The organism is Flavobacterium sp. DG2-3 (assembly GCF_030730925.1).
Taxonomy (GTDB): Bacteria; Bacteroidota; Bacteroidia; order Flavobacteriales; family Flavobacteriaceae; genus Flavobacterium.
Genome location: NZ_JAVAMB010000014.1, coordinates 58,005 through 75,141, shown reverse-complemented (window position 1 = coordinate 75,141; position 17,137 = coordinate 58,005). Strand labels below are relative to the sequence as shown.

The 17,137-nt window shown below is 33.3% G+C and carries 16 protein-coding genes; 5 read left to right on the top strand and 11 right to left on the bottom strand.

Annotated elements, in window-relative coordinates; translation table 11 throughout:
* Nucleotides 1–5: 5 nt before the first annotated feature.
* From Q9Q97_RS17540 to Q9Q97_RS17530, 3 genes are all read right to left on the bottom strand, one after another.
* On the bottom strand, nucleotides 6–3,170 hold the full coding sequence (locus tag Q9Q97_RS17540) for an efflux RND transporter permease subunit (protein WP_306159461.1): 3,165 nt from the start codon (nucleotides 3,168–3,170) through the stop codon (nucleotides 6–8).
* A 12-nt stretch (nucleotides 3,171–3,182) separates the two neighbouring features.
* On the bottom strand, nucleotides 3,183–4,400 hold the full coding sequence (locus Q9Q97_RS17535; protein WP_306159459.1) for an efflux RND transporter periplasmic adaptor subunit: 1,218 nt from the start codon (nucleotides 4,398–4,400) through the stop codon (nucleotides 3,183–3,185).
* A 248-nt stretch (nucleotides 4,401–4,648) separates the two neighbouring features.
* Entirely contained in the window at nucleotides 4,649–5,242 is a 594-nt protein-coding gene (locus tag Q9Q97_RS17530; protein ID WP_306159458.1) for a TetR/AcrR family transcriptional regulator, read from the bottom strand.
* A 412-nt stretch (nucleotides 5,243–5,654) separates the two neighbouring features.
* Here Q9Q97_RS17530 and Q9Q97_RS17525 point away from each other — a divergent pair, with 412 nt between their 5' ends.
* From Q9Q97_RS17525 to Q9Q97_RS17515, 3 genes are all read left to right on the top strand, one after another.
* Nucleotides 5,655–5,834, top strand: coding sequence for a type II toxin-antitoxin system HicA family toxin (locus Q9Q97_RS17525; protein WP_306159456.1), 180 nt, complete (start codon nucleotides 5,655–5,657; stop codon nucleotides 5,832–5,834).
* 20 nt (nucleotides 5,835–5,854) lie between these two features.
* Complete coding sequence (locus tag Q9Q97_RS17520; protein ID WP_306159454.1) at nucleotides 5,855–6,250, top strand: type II toxin-antitoxin system HicB family antitoxin; 396 nt, start codon at nucleotides 5,855–5,857, stop codon at nucleotides 6,248–6,250.
* 421 nt (nucleotides 6,251–6,671) lie between these two features.
* A complete protein-coding gene (locus Q9Q97_RS17515; RefSeq protein ID WP_306159452.1) occupies nucleotides 6,672–7,106 on the top strand; it encodes a cupin domain-containing protein in 435 nt (144 codons plus the stop codon).
* A gap of 188 nt (nucleotides 7,107–7,294) precedes the next feature.
* Here the strand turns inward: Q9Q97_RS17515 and Q9Q97_RS17510 are convergent, their stop codons facing one another.
* Together Q9Q97_RS17510 and Q9Q97_RS17505 are read right to left on the bottom strand one after the other, a co-directional pair.
* Nucleotides 7,295–7,639 (bottom strand): dimethylsulfonioproprionate lyase family protein, encoded by a 345-nt coding sequence (locus Q9Q97_RS17510; RefSeq protein WP_306159449.1) that lies wholly within the window; start codon nucleotides 7,637–7,639, stop codon nucleotides 7,295–7,297.
* Nucleotides 7,640–7,780: 141 nt separating this feature from the next.
* On the bottom strand, nucleotides 7,781–8,566 hold the full coding sequence (locus tag Q9Q97_RS17505) for an AraC family transcriptional regulator (RefSeq protein WP_306159448.1): 786 nt from the start codon (nucleotides 8,564–8,566) through the stop codon (nucleotides 7,781–7,783).
* 256 nt (nucleotides 8,567–8,822) lie between these two features.
* On the opposite strand from Q9Q97_RS17505, the gene Q9Q97_RS17500 reads away from it, so the two are divergent.
* Nucleotides 8,823–9,371: a type 1 glutamine amidotransferase domain-containing protein gene (locus tag Q9Q97_RS17500; RefSeq protein WP_306159446.1), complete on the top strand. Its 549-nt coding sequence runs from the start codon at nucleotides 8,823–8,825 to the stop codon at nucleotides 9,369–9,371.
* A 460-nt stretch (nucleotides 9,372–9,831) separates the two neighbouring features.
* Here Q9Q97_RS17500 and Q9Q97_RS17495 read toward each other — a convergent pair whose 3' ends face one another.
* Both Q9Q97_RS17495 and Q9Q97_RS17490 read right to left on the bottom strand, forming a co-directional pair.
* Entirely contained in the window at nucleotides 9,832–10,218 is a 387-nt protein-coding gene (locus tag Q9Q97_RS17495) for a hypothetical protein (protein ID WP_306159444.1), read from the bottom strand.
* Nucleotides 10,219–10,634: 416 nt separating this feature from the next.
* Complete coding sequence (locus Q9Q97_RS17490; RefSeq protein ID WP_306159442.1) at nucleotides 10,635–13,616, bottom strand: ELWxxDGT repeat protein; 2,982 nt, start codon at nucleotides 13,614–13,616, stop codon at nucleotides 10,635–10,637.
* A gap of 402 nt (nucleotides 13,617–14,018) precedes the next feature.
* On the opposite strand from Q9Q97_RS17490, the gene Q9Q97_RS17485 reads away from it, so the two are divergent.
* Nucleotides 14,019–14,252 carry a hypothetical protein gene (locus tag Q9Q97_RS17485; RefSeq protein WP_306159440.1) on the top strand — a complete coding sequence of 78 codons (234 nt, stop codon included), beginning with the start codon at nucleotides 14,019–14,021 and terminating at the stop codon, nucleotides 14,250–14,252.
* A 60-nt stretch (nucleotides 14,253–14,312) separates the two neighbouring features.
* On the opposite strand, the gene Q9Q97_RS17480 is transcribed toward Q9Q97_RS17485, so the two are convergent.
* The 4 genes from Q9Q97_RS17480 to Q9Q97_RS17465 all read right to left on the bottom strand — a co-directional run bounded on the left by Q9Q97_RS17480 (nucleotide 14,313) and on the right by Q9Q97_RS17465 (nucleotide 17,131).
* The gene (locus Q9Q97_RS17480; protein ID WP_306159438.1) at nucleotides 14,313–14,840 is read right to left on the bottom strand and encodes a lipocalin family protein; all 528 of its coding nucleotides are present in this window, start codon (nucleotides 14,838–14,840) and stop codon (nucleotides 14,313–14,315) included.
* Between the two features lie 366 nt (nucleotides 14,841–15,206).
* The gene (locus tag Q9Q97_RS17475) at nucleotides 15,207–15,884 is read right to left on the bottom strand and encodes a hypothetical protein (protein WP_306159436.1); all 678 of its coding nucleotides are present in this window, start codon (nucleotides 15,882–15,884) and stop codon (nucleotides 15,207–15,209) included.
* A gap of 1 nt (nucleotide 15,885) precedes the next feature.
* A complete protein-coding gene (locus Q9Q97_RS17470; protein WP_306159434.1) occupies nucleotides 15,886–16,347 on the bottom strand; it encodes a hypothetical protein in 462 nt (153 codons plus the stop codon).
* 61 nt (nucleotides 16,348–16,408) lie between these two features.
* Nucleotides 16,409–17,131, bottom strand: a complete 723-nt coding sequence (locus tag Q9Q97_RS17465) for a hypothetical protein (protein WP_306159432.1) — start codon at nucleotides 17,129–17,131, stop codon at nucleotides 16,409–16,411.
* Nucleotides 17,132–17,137: the final 6 nt, after the last annotated feature.

Here is a 17,137-nt window from a genome sequence, read left to right as displayed (position 1 = left end):
ATATTTTATTTTTCTTCATTATGAATGACAGCAACTGGTTTGCCGCTGAATTTTTCTTGTAAATGCTGGAATACGATGAATAATACCGGAATGATAAACAAACCTAGAATTACTCCTGAAAGCATTCCGCCCGCTGCTCCAATACTAATCGAGTGATTTCCCTGAGCCGATGGCCCTTTAGCGCTCATCATTGGTACTAAACCAACTACAAAGGCAAGAGAAGTCATGATAATTGGTCGCAGACGTAATTTTGCAGCTTCAATAGAAGCTTTGACTAAAGCCTGTCCTGATTTTCGTTTCTGCACCGCAAATTCCACAATCAGAATGGCATTTTTGGCGAGAAGTCCGATCAGCATGACTAAGGCAACTTGTACGTAAATGTTGTTTTCGATTCCAGTTAAACCAATCGCCACAAATACTCCAAAAATACCTGCAGGAATTGATAAGATTACAGCCAAAGGCAGAATGTAACTTTCGTACTGTGCAGCAAGTAGGAAATAAACGAATATCAAACACAGTAAAAATATAGTTGCAGACTGTCCTCCAGAAGAAATCTCTTCACGCGTTTGGCCCGAGAATTCAAACCCGTAACCTGCAGGCAATTGTTGAGCTGCTACTTCTTCAATTGCTTTAATGGCATCTCCAGAACTAAATCCAGGTTTCGGAATCGCATTAATAGAAATTGAGTTAAACAGATTGTATCTAGAAGCGGTTTCAGAACCATAAATACGAGTTAGTTTTACTAAAGTATTTATCGGAACCATTTCGCCGTTTTTATTTTTAACAAAAACACGGTCAATCGCAGTTGGATCGGCTCTGTCGGCGATATCAGCCTGAACTACCACTCGGTAATATTTACCAAATCGGTTAAAGTCTGATGCCTGTGCACTACCAAAATAAGCCTGCATAGTCTGTAAAATGTCTTTTACATTTACGCCCAACTGATTCGCTTTTTCATCATTAATATCCAACTGTAATTGAGGATAATCAGCTTTGAAACTGGTAAAAGCAACTGCAATTTCAGGACGTTTCATTAATTCGCCGATGAAATTTTGAGAAATTCCAGAGAATTTATCCAGTTTTCCACCCGTTTTGTCTTGAAGAACTAAGTCCAAAGCTTCAACGTTACTAAATCCAGGAACGGTTGGGAAACTGAAGACGAAGAAACTTCCGCCAGAAATCGAACCTAATTTTCCACGAACCTGATTCATGATCTCGTCAATGTTTTTCACATCGCCACGTTCTTCGTTTGGTTTTAATAAAACGAAAACTACAGCAGAAGATGGACTTGTTGAATTGGTCAATAAGTTGAAACCAGAAATCGCTGTTACGAATCTTGAAGCGTCTAAACCTCTTAAAGTATTTTCGGCTTCGGTCATTACTTTTTGAGTTCCGTCAAGCGAAGTTCCCGATGGCGTGTTTACTGCAATCGCGATAAATCCTTGATCTTCTGTTGGAATAAATCCAGCAGGAGTTGTTTTTACCAATAAAATAGTTGCAAGAGTGATGGCTGCTAATCCGCCTAAACTCAACCATTTTTTTCTGATTAAGAATTTGATTCCGCCTACATAACGATTCGTCAACGATTCGAAACTGCTGTTAAAAGCGGTAAAGAATTTCTCTTTAAATCCTTTTTTCTCATAAGCTGTATCGTGATCGTGAGCTCCGTGATTATCTTTTAAGAACAGAGCAGCAAGCGCCGGACTTAAAGTCAAGGCATTAACAGCCGAAATTACAATTGCAATTGCCATCGTAAAGGCAAACTGACGATAGAAAACTCCTGTTGAGCCTTCCATAAAACCAACCGGCAGGAATACAGCAGCCATTACCAGCGTAATCGAGATAATAGCACCCGTGATTTCGTGCATTGCTTCATGAGTGGCGATTTTTGGAGACAATTTTTTATGCTCCATTTTCGCATGCACGGCTTCTACGACGACAATCGCGTCATCGACCACAATACCAATCGCCAGAATTAATGCGAAAAGCGTTAACAAGTTGATCGAGAATCCGAATAACTGCATGAAGAAGAACGTTCCTAAAATTGCTACAGGTACAGCAATAGCCGGGATTAAAGTTGATCTAAAATCCTGAAGGAAAATAAATACCACAATAAATACCAGAATAAAAGCTTCGACCAAAGTATGTTCCACTTGTTCGATAGATTGATCTAGAGAAACTTTTGTACTGTAAAATATATTGTGTTTTATGCCTTTTGGAAAATCTTTAGAAGCCTTTTCCATCATTTTATTGATCGCAATCTGAATGTCATTGGAGTTAGAACCCGCTAACTGAATCACACCAATTACAATACCTTTTTTACCATTTAAACGCGTTAAACTGTTGTAAGAGTAAGCACCTAATTCTACTCTTGCCACATCTTTTAAACGAAGAACAGAACCGTCTGCGTTAGAACGAATGGCAATATTTTGATAATCTTCTGGTTTGGTAAGTTTACCTTTGTATTTGATAACGTATTCAAAAACTTCTTTACTTCGCTCTCCAAATTTCCCTGGAGCCGCTTCCAAACTTTTATCCTGAATAGCGACCATCACTTCGCTTGGCGTAACATTATGAGTTGCCATTTGCGTTGGATTTAACCAAACACGCATCGAGTAATCTTTTACACCACCAAAAATACTGGCAGAACCTACACCTGGAATACGTTTTAATTCCGGAATAATATTAATCTGCGCATAGTTTGCAACAAAAGTCTGATCGTATTTCGATTCATCATCGGTATACATACCAATCGCCATGATGAAAGAGTTTTGTTGTTTTGCCGTAATAACACCTTGCTGCACAACCTCCGCAGGAAGCTGACTTGTAGCTTGTGCCACACGGTTCTGAACGTTTACCGCGGCTTGATCAGCATCTGTTCCTAATTTAAAGAAAACAGTAATGGCCAAAGTACCATCATTACTCGCAGTAGAACTCATGTACGTCATGTTTTCTACACCATTTATAGACTCTTCTAGAGAAGGGGCCACAGAACGTAAAACCGTTTCTGCGTTAGCTCCTGGATATACCGCCGTTACCAAAACCGATGGAGGCGCAATATCTGGAAACTGTTGTAAAGGCAGTTTAGTTAAACCCAGTACCCCTAAGATCACCAACAGAATGGAGATTACAGTTGCCAGTACCGGTCTTTGTATAAATATTTTGAACATTATTTCTTTTGATTATTTTTTGTTAGTTACTTCGGCAACTTTAGTAGATTTTTCAGGCTGAATCGCTTGTCCGTCCTGTAATTTGTCAATACCGCTCAATACGATTTGATCTCCAGCATGTACACCGTCTTTAATTAAATAATTCGTACCGTTTTTCCCGATAACAGTAATTGGCATTTTGGTTACTTTGTTGTCTTTTCCAACAGTAAACACGAATACTTTATCCTGCATTTCAACTGTAGCCGACTGCGGAACCAAAATCGCATCGTCGTGATTTAATCCTAAACGGATTCTTCCTGTGTTTCCAGAACGTAACGTTCCGTTTGCATTTGGGAAAGTAGCTCTAAGCGTGATGGCACCAGTAGTTTTATCAAACTGACCGTCAACCATATCGATTTTTCCTGTTTTTGGATAATCCGTATTATCAGCTAAAATCAAGTTCACCGGAGGTAATTTTTTGATTTTATCGCCTAAAGAATTTCCAGCGTATTTTGATTTAAAGTTGATGAAATCTGTTTCGCTCAAAGAGAAATAAGCAAAAACTTCGTGAACATCAGACAAAGTTGTCAAAGCTTCAACATCAGATGCCGAAACCAAACTTCCTTGTTTTTTAGGCAATCTTCCGATGTAGCCGCTTACTGGAGCTGTCACATTAGTATATCCTAAATTGATTTTAGCAGAACCCACCATTGCTTTTGCCTGCTCAATATTTGCAGCAGCAATTTTTTGAGTCGCTTTAGCCGTTTTTAACTGATAATCAGAGACCACTTTGTTTTGTACTAATGGAGTCAGTTTGTCCACTTCTAAGTTAGCGTTGATTAAAGCTGCTTCAGCTGCATGAAGACTTGCCAAAGCATTGTTTAACTGCTCACGAAACGGACGCTCATTGATTTTAAATAAAGTCTGTCCTTTGCTTACATAAGCACCTTCATCAACATAAATTCTGTCAAGATTTCCGCTTACTTGTGGGCGAATTTCAACATCAACAGTTCCTTGTATAGAAGCAGGATATTCAGCATCAGTAGTAGTGTTAGCGCTTGTGATTGCTAAAACAGGTAAAACCGGTGGAGGCGGAGCAGCGGGTCCTTGATTTTTATCGGCACAGCTGCTTAAAACTAATGCCAGAATAAAACTGGATATAATTACATTTTTCATTTTCATTGTGGTTTTAATTGGTTGAACATTTTCTCGGGTTATTTGTTTTGGTATTCTGGAATTCTCGGGATTCATATTTAATTGAATTAAATTATCTAACGTTGTTAAGTAAAAGTGCACAAATTTCCATACAGCAAGCCTTTCCAAGTTTGTTTCAAAATCGGTATTAAATTATCTAACATCGTTAAGTAAAAGTCTAAAAAAAGAGCTTTTATTACCTTTATTAAATTTTCTAACAGTGTTAAGTTAATGTTTCAAAAAAAAGGATTTTATATTATCCGATTAAATTATTTTACACCGTTAAGTAAAACTTGAAAAAAATTTTATTGTATTGATTTGATGATACCACCAATGGCATCCTTCAAAATTTGGGCATTAATTGTTTCTAAAATGTCACTTTTGTTAATGATATTAATGGCGATTAAACCATGAATAACAGAAAAGAAAGTGAAGTACTTTTGTTTAATGATATCTTGACTCGGATTACTGTCTTTCATTACTTCAGCAATAACCTGAGTGAATAATTTGTAAGGTCCCTCCTGAGCCGAACATCGCTGTGCGCAACAGGTCATCTGGACACCAAACATCAACTGATACAATTCAGTATTAGTAAAAGCAAAGTCCCAATACGTCATCCACATGGCTTCCAATTGGTCTTCCGGTTTTTCAAACTTGTCGATTGCAGTTTGCAATTCTTTAGTCAGTTTTACAAAACCTTTGCCCGTAAGTTCTTCTAAAATTGCTTCTTTATTCGAGAAATATTCATAAATAATAGGAGCAGTATATTCAATCTTATCGGCAATTTTACGCATACTCAAACCATTCCAGCCTTCTTCTTTTACGATATCATAAGCAGCGCCAAGAATATTATTTCTTGTCTCTTCTTTTTGTCTTAAAATTCGATCTTTGCTAGCCATTTTATTCGAGTATTAAATCGTTTAACACTGTTAGGCAAATGTATGACGGTTTTTCGAATTACAAAATGTTTTTATCATAATATTTTCTTATCGTACAATAAGCGTTTCATAAAAAGCTTGTGAAGTACTTATTTTACTAGAAGTTTTGTTTTGCGAATATTTTTTGGAAGCACAACATTTTTCGTTTTCATCGAGTTTGTCCCGCTCTATACTATATCTTTTTCTGTCTAAAGAAGCCAGAAAAAGGATGCCGTTTCGATCGGGGCTAGGAGAGAAGGTACTATTTTCATAATTTTCTAAAACTATTAAAGATAAAAATTTTCTTACTTTTAATTGTTTTGTTATTACATTTGCTTTTTTGAAAATCTAAATGTTATGATAGTAAAATCACTATCTTTGTAAAACGACGTAAATGAAATCGAGAGAATTTATTAGAGAGGCAGTTCGAAATGGTTGGGTATTCTTGAGACAAGGTAAAGGTAGTCATGAAATCTACGAGAAAGAAGGTAAACAAGTTGTTATTCCCAATCACGGATCTAAAGAGTTAGGAAAAGGATTGGAGATGAAACTAAGAAAAGAAATGGGATTATAATTTGAAACATAATTTGAAAAATGAAAACAATTAAAATTATTATCGAAAGAAATGAAGATGGTTTTTGGGGACATGCCGAAAATGAAGCAGCAATTGTAGGAGGTGGTGAGACAGTTCAAGATTGCAAACAAGACATATTAGATTGTATTGAAACGCTAAAAGAATTGGATGGTGATAATAAACCAGATTTTCTGAATAAAGAATATGAGTTGGTTTATAAATTTGATACAGCTAGTTTATTAAGTTATTACAAAGGTATATTTACAAATTCTGCATTAGAAAGAATAACAGGTATCAATCAAAAGCAGATACAACATTACGCTTCTGGACATAGAAACCCGAAACAAGAACAGCGTTTAAAAATTGAAAATGCTTTGCATGCCTTAGGTAAAGAACTTTTATCTGTAGAATTATAGTTTTTAATAATTTTTACACATTTAGTCAATAAAAATTCCGACAGGAATGGTCAATATTGTAGCAACGGATTTTAATCCGTTGAATCACGAGAATTGCACAACGAATAAGTTCCGTAGGAACGGAACATATAAAACGCCAATATGTTGCGATCCTTATGGATCTTTATTTCGGATTTCGTTTTAAAACCGGGATTAAAATCCCGGCCTACAAAATTAGTCGAGCCGATGGCTCTTTTATGTTTCACATCCAGTTTGTCATGCTGAGCGGAGTCGAAGCATACGCCAGAAACTCCACAAAGATTGACGATTCTGATTGCAGAATTTCTAGTGCGATCCTTCTCCTGAAGTTTCGGGATCAGGATGACAAAAAGCACGATACACATCTCTGTATTCATTTTTTTCGTAACATTACAATAAAAAAATGAAACCACTAACTATCCTCAAAACCACCATTGCAATTTTATTTCTACAACTAGCTTCCGCTCAAGAAACCAAAGAAAAAGCACCAGAAATAAAATACACTATAGAAAACTGCGTCAATCATTTTGAATTAGACAAAGCCACGAAAACCAAAGTCGGTTATCAATATTGGTTTGGTGATAAAAACTTCACTCAGGAAAATACGCTTAAAATGAGCATCGTCGAACCTGGAAAATCTACACATGCTCCACATCACCATCCTGAAGAAGAATTCTTTTATATACTCGAAGGTTCTGCTTCTTTTTTCTTAGACGGAAAAACCGTTGTTGTTGGTCCGAATACCAGTTTATACTGTCCGCCAAATGCCGAACACGGAATTAGCAATGCGGGAAATACCAATTTGAAATATTTGGTGATTAAGAAGGATTTGAGGTAGTTCCTGGGTATCAAAATGATATGATGGGATTTTTTGTGTATTGGTAAATGCGTTTAGTTTGTCATTTCGACCGAAGGGAGAAATCGCACTGGAAACTCCGCAAAGTAATTCTCCAATCTTTGTCGATATACGAGTGCGATTTCTCCCTTCGGTCAAAATGACAAATTGTTGAATTTTAATAGAAACATCTACTTCAAAATCACAACTTCCTCTGGAACTATAAACAATAAAACACAACCCGTTTTCGAATATACAGAATGCGTACTTCCTGGAGGCATATACAAATAATCGCCCTGCTTTAATTCGTCTTTACCCGAACGGACTTCGCCTTCTAAAACGTAAATTTCCTCTCCCGCGGGATGAGTGTGATTTGGATATGAAGCTCCTGCTTCAAACTTGGATAAAAATGCTGTAGGTCTTTTTGCGACTGGATCAAAACATAAAGCTTTTACAGAAATTCCGTCTGTGTTTACGCCTTCTTCTATAAGTGGTTTCCAATTGATTTCGTTTGTTCTTGTGATTTGCTTTTCCATTTTTATTGTTTTTAAATTCTTTTAAATAATAACAATACAAAGATGGAATAGTGGCGAATTTTAAAGAATAGACAATTCTGGAAAAAGCATGTAACTAGTTTTTTTATTTTTCAATGTGTTACACAAAATACACATTAGTAATCAAAACATTTCCTTATACGTTTTAGGAGAAACATTGGTGTGTTTTTTAAAGAAATTCGAAAAGTAAAAAGGATCATTAAACCCCAAAGCATAAGCGGTTTCTTTGACCGAAAGTTTCTCGTAATTTAAAAGACGTTTTGCCTCAGAAATAATCAATCCGTAAATGACATTTTGTGCTGTATTACTGGTATGCAGTTTAGAAAGTTCGTTAAGCTTAGATTCTGTTGTGCCAATCAAACCGGCAATTTCGGCAACAGAAAGATTTTTATCGAAATTCTTTAAAACAGTTTCTAGAAAATGCAGAAACAAAGCCTCCGGTTTATAGATTTCGTCCCCGCGATTAATTTTGGTTCGGTTGATTTCTACCAGAATCAGCTCGATTCTGCTGTGAACCGAAATGAGATATTGATAAGGCTGCTCACTTAATTCTTTTGTGATTTCATTTAGCTGATTGATAACAATTTGGCTGTTGTCTATCAAGATAATTTCATTCATTGCAAAATGACAGAATAACCCGTTATGAAAAATCAACTCCATATCGTAGTCATCTTTGCAAAAGAAATTATAAGTGAATTCTAAAACAAAGCCCTCTGCATTTTTGTTGTCTGTAAAAGAATGAATCTGACCAGAAGTAATCGTTAAAACCGTATTTGGAATCAGTATATATCCTCTTTCATCTACAGAAACCGTGATTTCGCCGGCAGTACAGAAAATCAGAACGTATCTTAAAACACGTCTCGGATTTTGAAGTTCTTCTGCTTCGGCAAAAGTTTTTATCGATATCATTTCCTGCATAGTATCAAATATACGGAATTATTTTTTTGACGCTAAAACGTCAAGGCACAAAGTTTTTAAGCTATAAAATAGTAAACTAAAGTGACTTCAATTTTATATAATTTTGATTTATTCTTTAATAAATACTTGTACTTCAATTAATTAACTTTTAATAAAGAAACCTTTAACACCATCTGTTTTCGCTGGCTTTTTGAAATAAGTAATTTTAGGTAAATCAAAATTAATAACGTTTTTAAATACTTAAATTATGAAAAAGAATATAGCCATATTAGCTACAAACGGATTTGAAGAATCAGAATTAGCATCTCCTAAAGCTTATCTTGAAGAGCAAGGTTGGAATGCAGATATTGTAAGTTTAAAATCAGGAACAATTAAAGCTTGGAAAGACGGAAATTGGAGCAACGAATATAATGTCGATGTCGTATTAGATCAAGCCAATGAAGCCGATTACGATGCTTTGGTTCTTCCAGGTGGAGTTTTAAATCCCGATTCATTAAGAAGAGAGGAAGCCGCAGTAGATTTTGTACGTTCGTTTTTTAAAAGTAAAAAACCGGTAGCAGCAATTTGTCACGGACCACAAATTCTGGTTGATGCCGATGTTTTAGAAGGTCGAAAAGTAACTTCGTTTTTCTCAGTTAAAAATGATTTGAAAAATGCTGGAGCACAATGGGAAGATTCAGAAGTCGTAGTAGACCAAGGATTAGTAACCAGCCGAAACCCTAATGATTTGCCCGCTTTTAATAAAAAAATGGTCGAAGAAATTAAAGAAGGAATACACGAGCGCCAAAGAGTCTAAAAAGTTTTTTTTAGATTTATAAAATTGCAAAAATGCAAGATCAATTTTGGTCTTGCATTTTTTTGTTTCACTTTATCATCATTTTTGTCATCCTGACGAAGGAAGGATCTCCGCAAGTAGCTCTATAAAGATTGGTAATTCACTTTGTGAAATTCTCTCGCAGATTTTGCGGATGATTTTTTTGTTTCACGCAGATTACACAGATTTAGGCTGATTTAATTAGATTTTAGATTCTCAAAGTGATCATGCAGATTTATAATCATTTTTGTCTTCCTGAGCGAAGTCGAAGGACACACAAGAAGCTCTGCAATCTAAATCGACAAAAATTGCGCCCAAAATAATTAAACTCCGATAGCGCCGATTTGCAATCCATGCACACAAAGATTGGCTTCGCATTAATTTTTACTTTTAATATTTGATTATCGTTGCGAAAAAGATCTGCGTTGTCGATTTTTCTTTCTTATTTCTTTGGTTTATAATTTATAAATAAACATTTAAAATTATCTTTTAATGCCATAAGATGAATTGTATCTTTTTCGTATTTTAAAATTTTATATCGAGAATCGCATAATTCTAGAATGCTATCATTTTTAGAATATTTCCAAAAGCAATCTTTATATTGTCCGTCCAATAAAATAAGTTTCTGATTATTTGTTACAGATAGATTTTCAAAATCTCCATTTGTATAAAATTTCATGTACCAATTAATAATAGAATTTTTATCATATTTATTATTATTTATATAGCACCATTTTTTGTCTGGATTAGAAAGTAAATTTTCGAATTCACTTTTTTCGCATGATGAAAAAGTAATAATTATCGAAAGAAAGAAGATTTTTTTAATCATAATTTTTAAGATGCTTATTAAAGAAATCGATAAAAGATGGTTTAAATTTAAGATTACAATTTATAAAAAAATATCTAGTTAAAGCGAAAATAGTAACCCCGATATTAACCCGATAGCGCGGATTTGCAATCCGTGCCCACAAAGATTGGCTTGGCTTGATTTTTTTACTTTTAATATTTGCTTATCGTTACGGGCACGGATTGCAAATCCGCGCTATCGTTGCGTAGAAGAACTGCGCTATCGGGGCTAGCAAATTTTGAAGACAATTATTATTGGCTCAATGAATTGGCGGAGATTTTGAATCCTTATTTGAATGAGGAGTAAGGTTATAAAATGAAAAAACCTCGATTTTTTTGGATCGAGGTTTTTGTTTGTTTTTGTATGAAAATTATTGAGAATGTATAATAACGAGATATTTAATTAACGATTAATTTGATATTATCTGTTTTTCCATTTGATAAAGAAGCTTTAATGAAATAAATACCGTTATTTAATTTGTTAAGATCGTATTTTAATTTTTGATTTAGATCTTTATTCATTTGTTGATCAATCTTTTCTCCCAATAAATTGTATACTTCAAATTTTGCAATTGTATTGTTGAGAGATTCTATCGTAACAAATTTATTTGCTGGATTAGGGTAAATTTTTATTTCTTTTTGATTTTCCTTTTCTGAAAGGTTAGAATCAGGAAGACCTAATGAGCCCAAATTTACTTTTGCAACATATAATTCATTTCCGCTTGTGTTATTTCTTCCATTGAAATACAATGCATTACTGGTTGCTCCCAATTCTTGAATTGAGTCATATTCTTCAAAATTTTTATTGTTTAGTATATTAACATTTAACTGCTCAGGTGTATTCATTTTATCGTTAATCATCCATACGCTTTTTGGAAACATTTCTGCTAAATAAAATAGATTATCATTATAACAAGTTAAATTTCGGATATATAAAAAGTCTTTGGTTTCAGGACCAGCTACTTTTTCTGTAATTTGGTTATTTGTTCTCCATAATTCTTTTGCTGTTCCATAATAATCTTCTACAACAAAATAGACATAATTTCCACAAGGAAAAGGTGCTTCTATGTCAAGGTCTGGCATTGTAGGATGGCTTGCAGCGTCAAATACTAGTTTTGTACCCTCTATAGTTCCATCAGTTTTATAAACTGATTTTCTAAAGCTGTCTGGATTTTTAGCAACAAAATATAGTTGATTGCCCAAAGTTGTGGTATATCGAATGTCACTGTATAAGTTATCTCCAAAGGTTTTTATATGTTTTGTTCCAGAAGAGGTTCCGTCCGATACCCACAAGTCATGTGGTCCATAAGTTGTTCCTGAAGTTTCAGCAATAATTAGTAATTTATTATTTGCGACTTTTAAAACTCGCATGTCATTTAAAGATATAACTTTAGTAGTACCAGATGGCGTTCCGTTAGTTTTCCATAAAGATGTTCCGGAATAATCATTAGCGATAAAATAGATACTATTATTTAGAGAAACAAATTCTCTTGGATCGCTAGCATAATTATAGCCACCTGGATAGATATCTTTTACCATGAAAGTTCCAGCCTCTGTTCCGTCACTTTTCCATAATTCGAAACCATTTACACCGTCATTGGCACTAAAATATAAAGCATCGTTTATAACGGTAAATTCTTGTTTGTCATTATGAGTTCTAAAACTGCCATTATTGCCAGGATTTATATCTTTTACTAGTACAGTTCCATTTTCTGTTCCGTCACTTTTCCAAAGTTCGTATCCATGCACACCATCATTTCCACTAAAAAATAGAGTACCATTTATAGCTCTCATGTCAGAAAGGTTATCAATAGTTTCGTAGGTTGGGTGTATATCCTTAATTAATTTTGTTCCTTCAACAGTTCCATCACTTTTAAATAATTGTGAGCCGTAAGCTGTTCCTCTTGCTTTAAAGAACAGGTTTCCATTGACATTGGTAAATTTACTAGGATTACTGCCATTTGTATGGTTAAGATCTGCAAATATTGATGTTCCTTCTTTTGTCCCATCTGTTTGCCATAATTCAGCTCCATATTTTTCATCTTTACCTGTAAATATGGTTTTATTATTAATAGTAATAAAATTGTCAGGGTATCCATTTGAATGGGTTGATTTTATATCGGTAAGTTCGACCGTTCCATTTGAAGTCCCATCACTAACCCAAATTATTTGTTCACCAGAGCTGTTAGCATTATTGGCAAAAAATAGAAGTTTATTGTTTATTGTATCATTATACAATTTATTAATATATGAAGATGAATTACCATTATTGATGTCTTTTAATAAAATAGTGCCATTTGCTGTCCCATCAGTTTTCCATATTTCATTTCCATATATATCATCATTTGCAAGAAAATATACTTCATTATTAAACGCAATATATTTATTGTTATAATATATACTGCCGAAATTTGTCCCGTTAATGTTTTTAATCATAAATGTTCCCGCTTCTGTTCCATCGCTTTTCCATATTTCGGTACCATTGATTCCATCATTTGCTTCAAAGATGATATTATCGTCCAAAATACAACCTTTTAAAAAGTTGGCGCTGGAATAATAACCGCTAAAAATGTCTTTTACAATAGTAGTCCCTGATTCCGATCCATCACTTTTCCAAAGTTCATAACCTTTTGAGCCATCACTTGCAAAAAAGAAAAACGAATTATTTACAATCAAAAATTGATTTTCATCAATTGGAGAAGGATTGACACTGATGTTTTTTAATATTGCGGTTCCCGCTTCTGTTCCATCAGTTTTCCATAATTTATATCCTGTCTCATTATAGGCTACGAAATACAAATTATTATTAAAAACGAACAATGAATTTGGATTGCTATTTCCAGTTAAGTATATATCTTTAATCATATAAGTTCCAGCTTCTGTACCATCACTAGTCCATAATTCGTAACCGTTTACACCATTACTTGCTGTAAAATATAATTTTCCATTAAATTCTATTAATCCTGAAGGGCCATCGTATTCGCCTTTTTCATTTGGATCTATATCTTTGACGAGTACAGTTCCAGCTTCTGTTCCATCACTTTTCCATAGTTCGGTACCGTGTACAGCATCGTATGCTGTGAAGTAAAGGGTATTATTTATATTTATTAAGTACTTTGGATTTGAAGAAGTGCCCCCAGGAAGAATATCTTTTATCATAAAAGTGCCTTCTTTTGTACCATTCGAATACCATAATTCTCTACCAAAGTATTTGTAATATCCATCTGTAGCTGTAAAACAGAATCCAGATTTAAAAGGTGTTAGATTTTGAGGATAACTATCTTCTTGAAAGTTCAATTCTATTAAAGTCGCATCTATATCTTGAGCTACTCCAGAATTAAAAACAGTAAGAAAAATGAAAAGAATAAAATTATATTTCATGTGTCTCAATTATTTTTTTGTTTGGGTTATATAATATTTTATACTGTTGAGGATAGATTTTTTTTGTAATAAATTATTTGTCAAATATATTTAATTTTAAAAGAAAAACACTTCCAAATCATAAAAGTTAAAAAGCCACTTTTACAATAAAATCACAATTTCTAATACGAATTTTATACATTTGATATATTATAAAGCCGATAAATATAGAAATAATATTGTAAGAAAATATTTATTTTTAAAATGTTTTTTTCTTACGTTTGTAGTTCTTAAATCTTCACATTAAGAACGCATTAAAATTTGCCCTTGTGCTATGTAGTAAAGCTCCGAAAGGACTTTGACGCCGTGAAGAAGCGTAAGACTGCTAAGGCGCGAGGGTTTTTTTCTTAAATTCTTCACTTTATGAAAACCAACACCCTTTCCAAAGAAGCCGAAACAAGGCTGATTGATTTTTTTAACCATATAATCGATCCCGAAGATATGGCTAAAATATTAAGACAAGTAAACTGCATTTTAGCGCTCGGCGTCTCGGGACAACACCAAACCCTCCAAATCGGACTAGCCAATTTTGAAGACAATTATTATTGGCTCAATGAATTGGCGGAGATTTTGAATCCTTATTTGAGTGAGGAGTAAGGTTTATGAAATGGAAAAAACCTCGATTTTTTTAAGGTCGAGGTTAATTAAGTTGCAATGCTAAAATTTTAATTTTGTAGGAAACACTTTGAGCTGTATATTTTTTTTAGTCTTAGGTCCATAAGAACTGTAAGGATCGTATGGTATTGCAGTAATGATTAAATGATCATTTTTGCCATCTTTATCAATATCTCGATCTATAGCGTAAGTCAAAAGTTCAGTAGTTAATGAGATTATTTCATACGTATCAACCTTGTTGCCTGCTCCGAAGTAAAAATTAATATGATTACCAACTGGTTCCCAAGTCAAGACAGTTTGACTACTGCTACAAATGGTATTAAGAAAAGTGGTTTCTTCAAATTGATAGACTTGTTCATTATTATTTCTAAATCTAAAAAAATCACGATAACAATTTGGATTATGATCGTAAGCATAAAGTGTTCCATCCCATAATATGGCATCATATGTCCAGCCTCTTAGTAGCAATTCTGGTTCAAAAGTTAAAGGTTTAGGAGCTGGATTTTCATCACTATTGCAAGAAGCTAGTAGCAACATGAAAAAAGAAACAAATAGTATTTTTTTATGCATTTTAGAATTAAAGGTTAAGCTTATTTATTATAGCGTTCAAAGCTAGGAATAATAGATGATATAATTGCTATTTGATTATTCATGTTAAATACTAAAATATTAAGACAAGTAAACTGCATTTTGGCTGTCGGCGTAACTCGACAACACGAAACCCTACAAATCGGACTAGCAAATTTTGAAGACAATTATTTTTGGCTCAATGAATTGGCGGAGATTTTGAATCCTTATTTGAGTGAGGATTAAGGTTTCTAAAATGGAAAAACCTCGATTTTTTTAGGAATCGAGGTTTTTTGTTAATTCTATTGATTACATTTCGATACTGAACGTTTGCAACTTCAGAGAATACTTCTTAGAGCAGAATGGGAATTATTTCATAGGATTGTCATATGAATAAATATCGAGGTCATATTTTCTTTTTTGGATACTTTGAAATATACCTTTAGCCGTTGGATTAAGATAACCACTGACATACAAGAATGGAGCCAAATGAAAATTCGTATTTTTTCCTTTTCTAATTTTACGGAGTCTAGACGGTTGTAATTCATGAACAAGACCAACAAAACTAGCGACTAATTCTGCAAAAGCTGACATGTGTTTTACCTCTCCAAAACTTATTAGTTGGTCATTTGGCAATGGTTGATCTGTGGAATATAAACTAAGATCATTATCTTCTATAATTGATATATCACAACAGATATTAGCGCTGTGATATAAATTGCTTGCATCAGATTTTGTTGATATTCTTAATTGGTGTCGAATTTGAAATTGGAAATCTTCATGTGAAATTAATGCATAAGAATATTTTGCAGGTGCTCCACGTGTTGAAAACTTTAATTTGAAAACAGATTTACCATCTACTTTTGGATTAACAATCTTTATTGTGAAGCCAAGCGAATTATAATGTTCAATTGCCTTTGCAAAGACGTAAGCTTCAAAGGTTTGGTTTACAGCGCTACCAAAGTCATTTATTTTAGCTTTTTCGTTTTTAAAAAAATCACGCAAGTCAGTTTTTGTTTTTTTTTGATCAAAAAGATACTCTGCCATTCTATTTCTGGGTTATAAATTTACTGTAACGATCTATGATTTGATTTGCATATTTAGAATCATTAATTAAGACTATTAAATCTTCGTCTTCAATAGTTTCCATTAAAGCTTCAGCTAACTTTTGTCCTGCTAAAACGTTTTCATTTCTATCTGAAAAATATTTATTTCCAATTTGAAACCCTTCAACGCCGAATTCAGAAAAAGTATCAACTGCCTTAATAGCAGCCTCGGTACCTTCATTAAAGAATTTTTTCAAGAAAAAAATTAGCACCGCAATAGAAGCTTCGTTAATTATACTCTTTAATCTTTTTAATTCTTCATCTCTCTGTTTTTGAGTTTCTAGTTTTCGGAGATGTTTATTTAAAGTACTTCCTGGAAAAAAAATATTCCAAACATAACTATTAATCGCAGCAAATCTTTGAGATATAAATTTTGGGGCATCTTTAAAAATCGATTCTTCCATTTGAGATTTTTGTTTAAAATTCTGGGTCTACAGCTGGGTTTTTTATAATAGTTTACAATTTTTAAATACTATTTAACTTGTTTTTTTTATAATTTAGATATTCTTCTAATATTATTGGTTTATTATTATCATAATCTCTATTTAATCCTATAATAGTAGAACTAGACAATCCTATTGGCTGATCAGTTATTTTAATTGCTTCAAAATGAAGTTTAATATTATGTTGCGTAATAAGATTAGATATGTGTTTGGGATATTTGGATTTTAATATACTTAAAATTTCAACTATAAAATCTAGTACTTTTTGTCCAAATTCTACTGTTTTTTCGTAAGTTGGGAAATAACCTTTATGAATAATATTATTTCTAAATTCAATTTGATTACTTGATAGTAATGTAGGAGGCTTTCCAAATTCTAGGCAATATAAAAAAATAAAAGCACCAAGTTGTCTTTCAGATTGTTTTGAAAGCAAATTCCATGTTTTATTTAAAACAGTTTCATCTATTTCATTTTTGATGGAAATAAGTTTTATAAAAAATTCATAAAATCTTTCTAGGCTTGCTGCAATTGAAGAAACAGCCTCCCTTAGATACCCATCACGTATTGCATAAACTGATGATTCGAATAATAATTCGAATTTTTGTTCTTGCTGATACAAAGCATTTTTGTGTCCATAAGGGCATTCAAAAATATACAAATTATTATCAGTTATTTGAAGACTTGTGGGTTCGCTTTCTCGTCCATCTTCAAAAGTACATTTCATGCATGCTGCTTTAATTTTCATTATTTG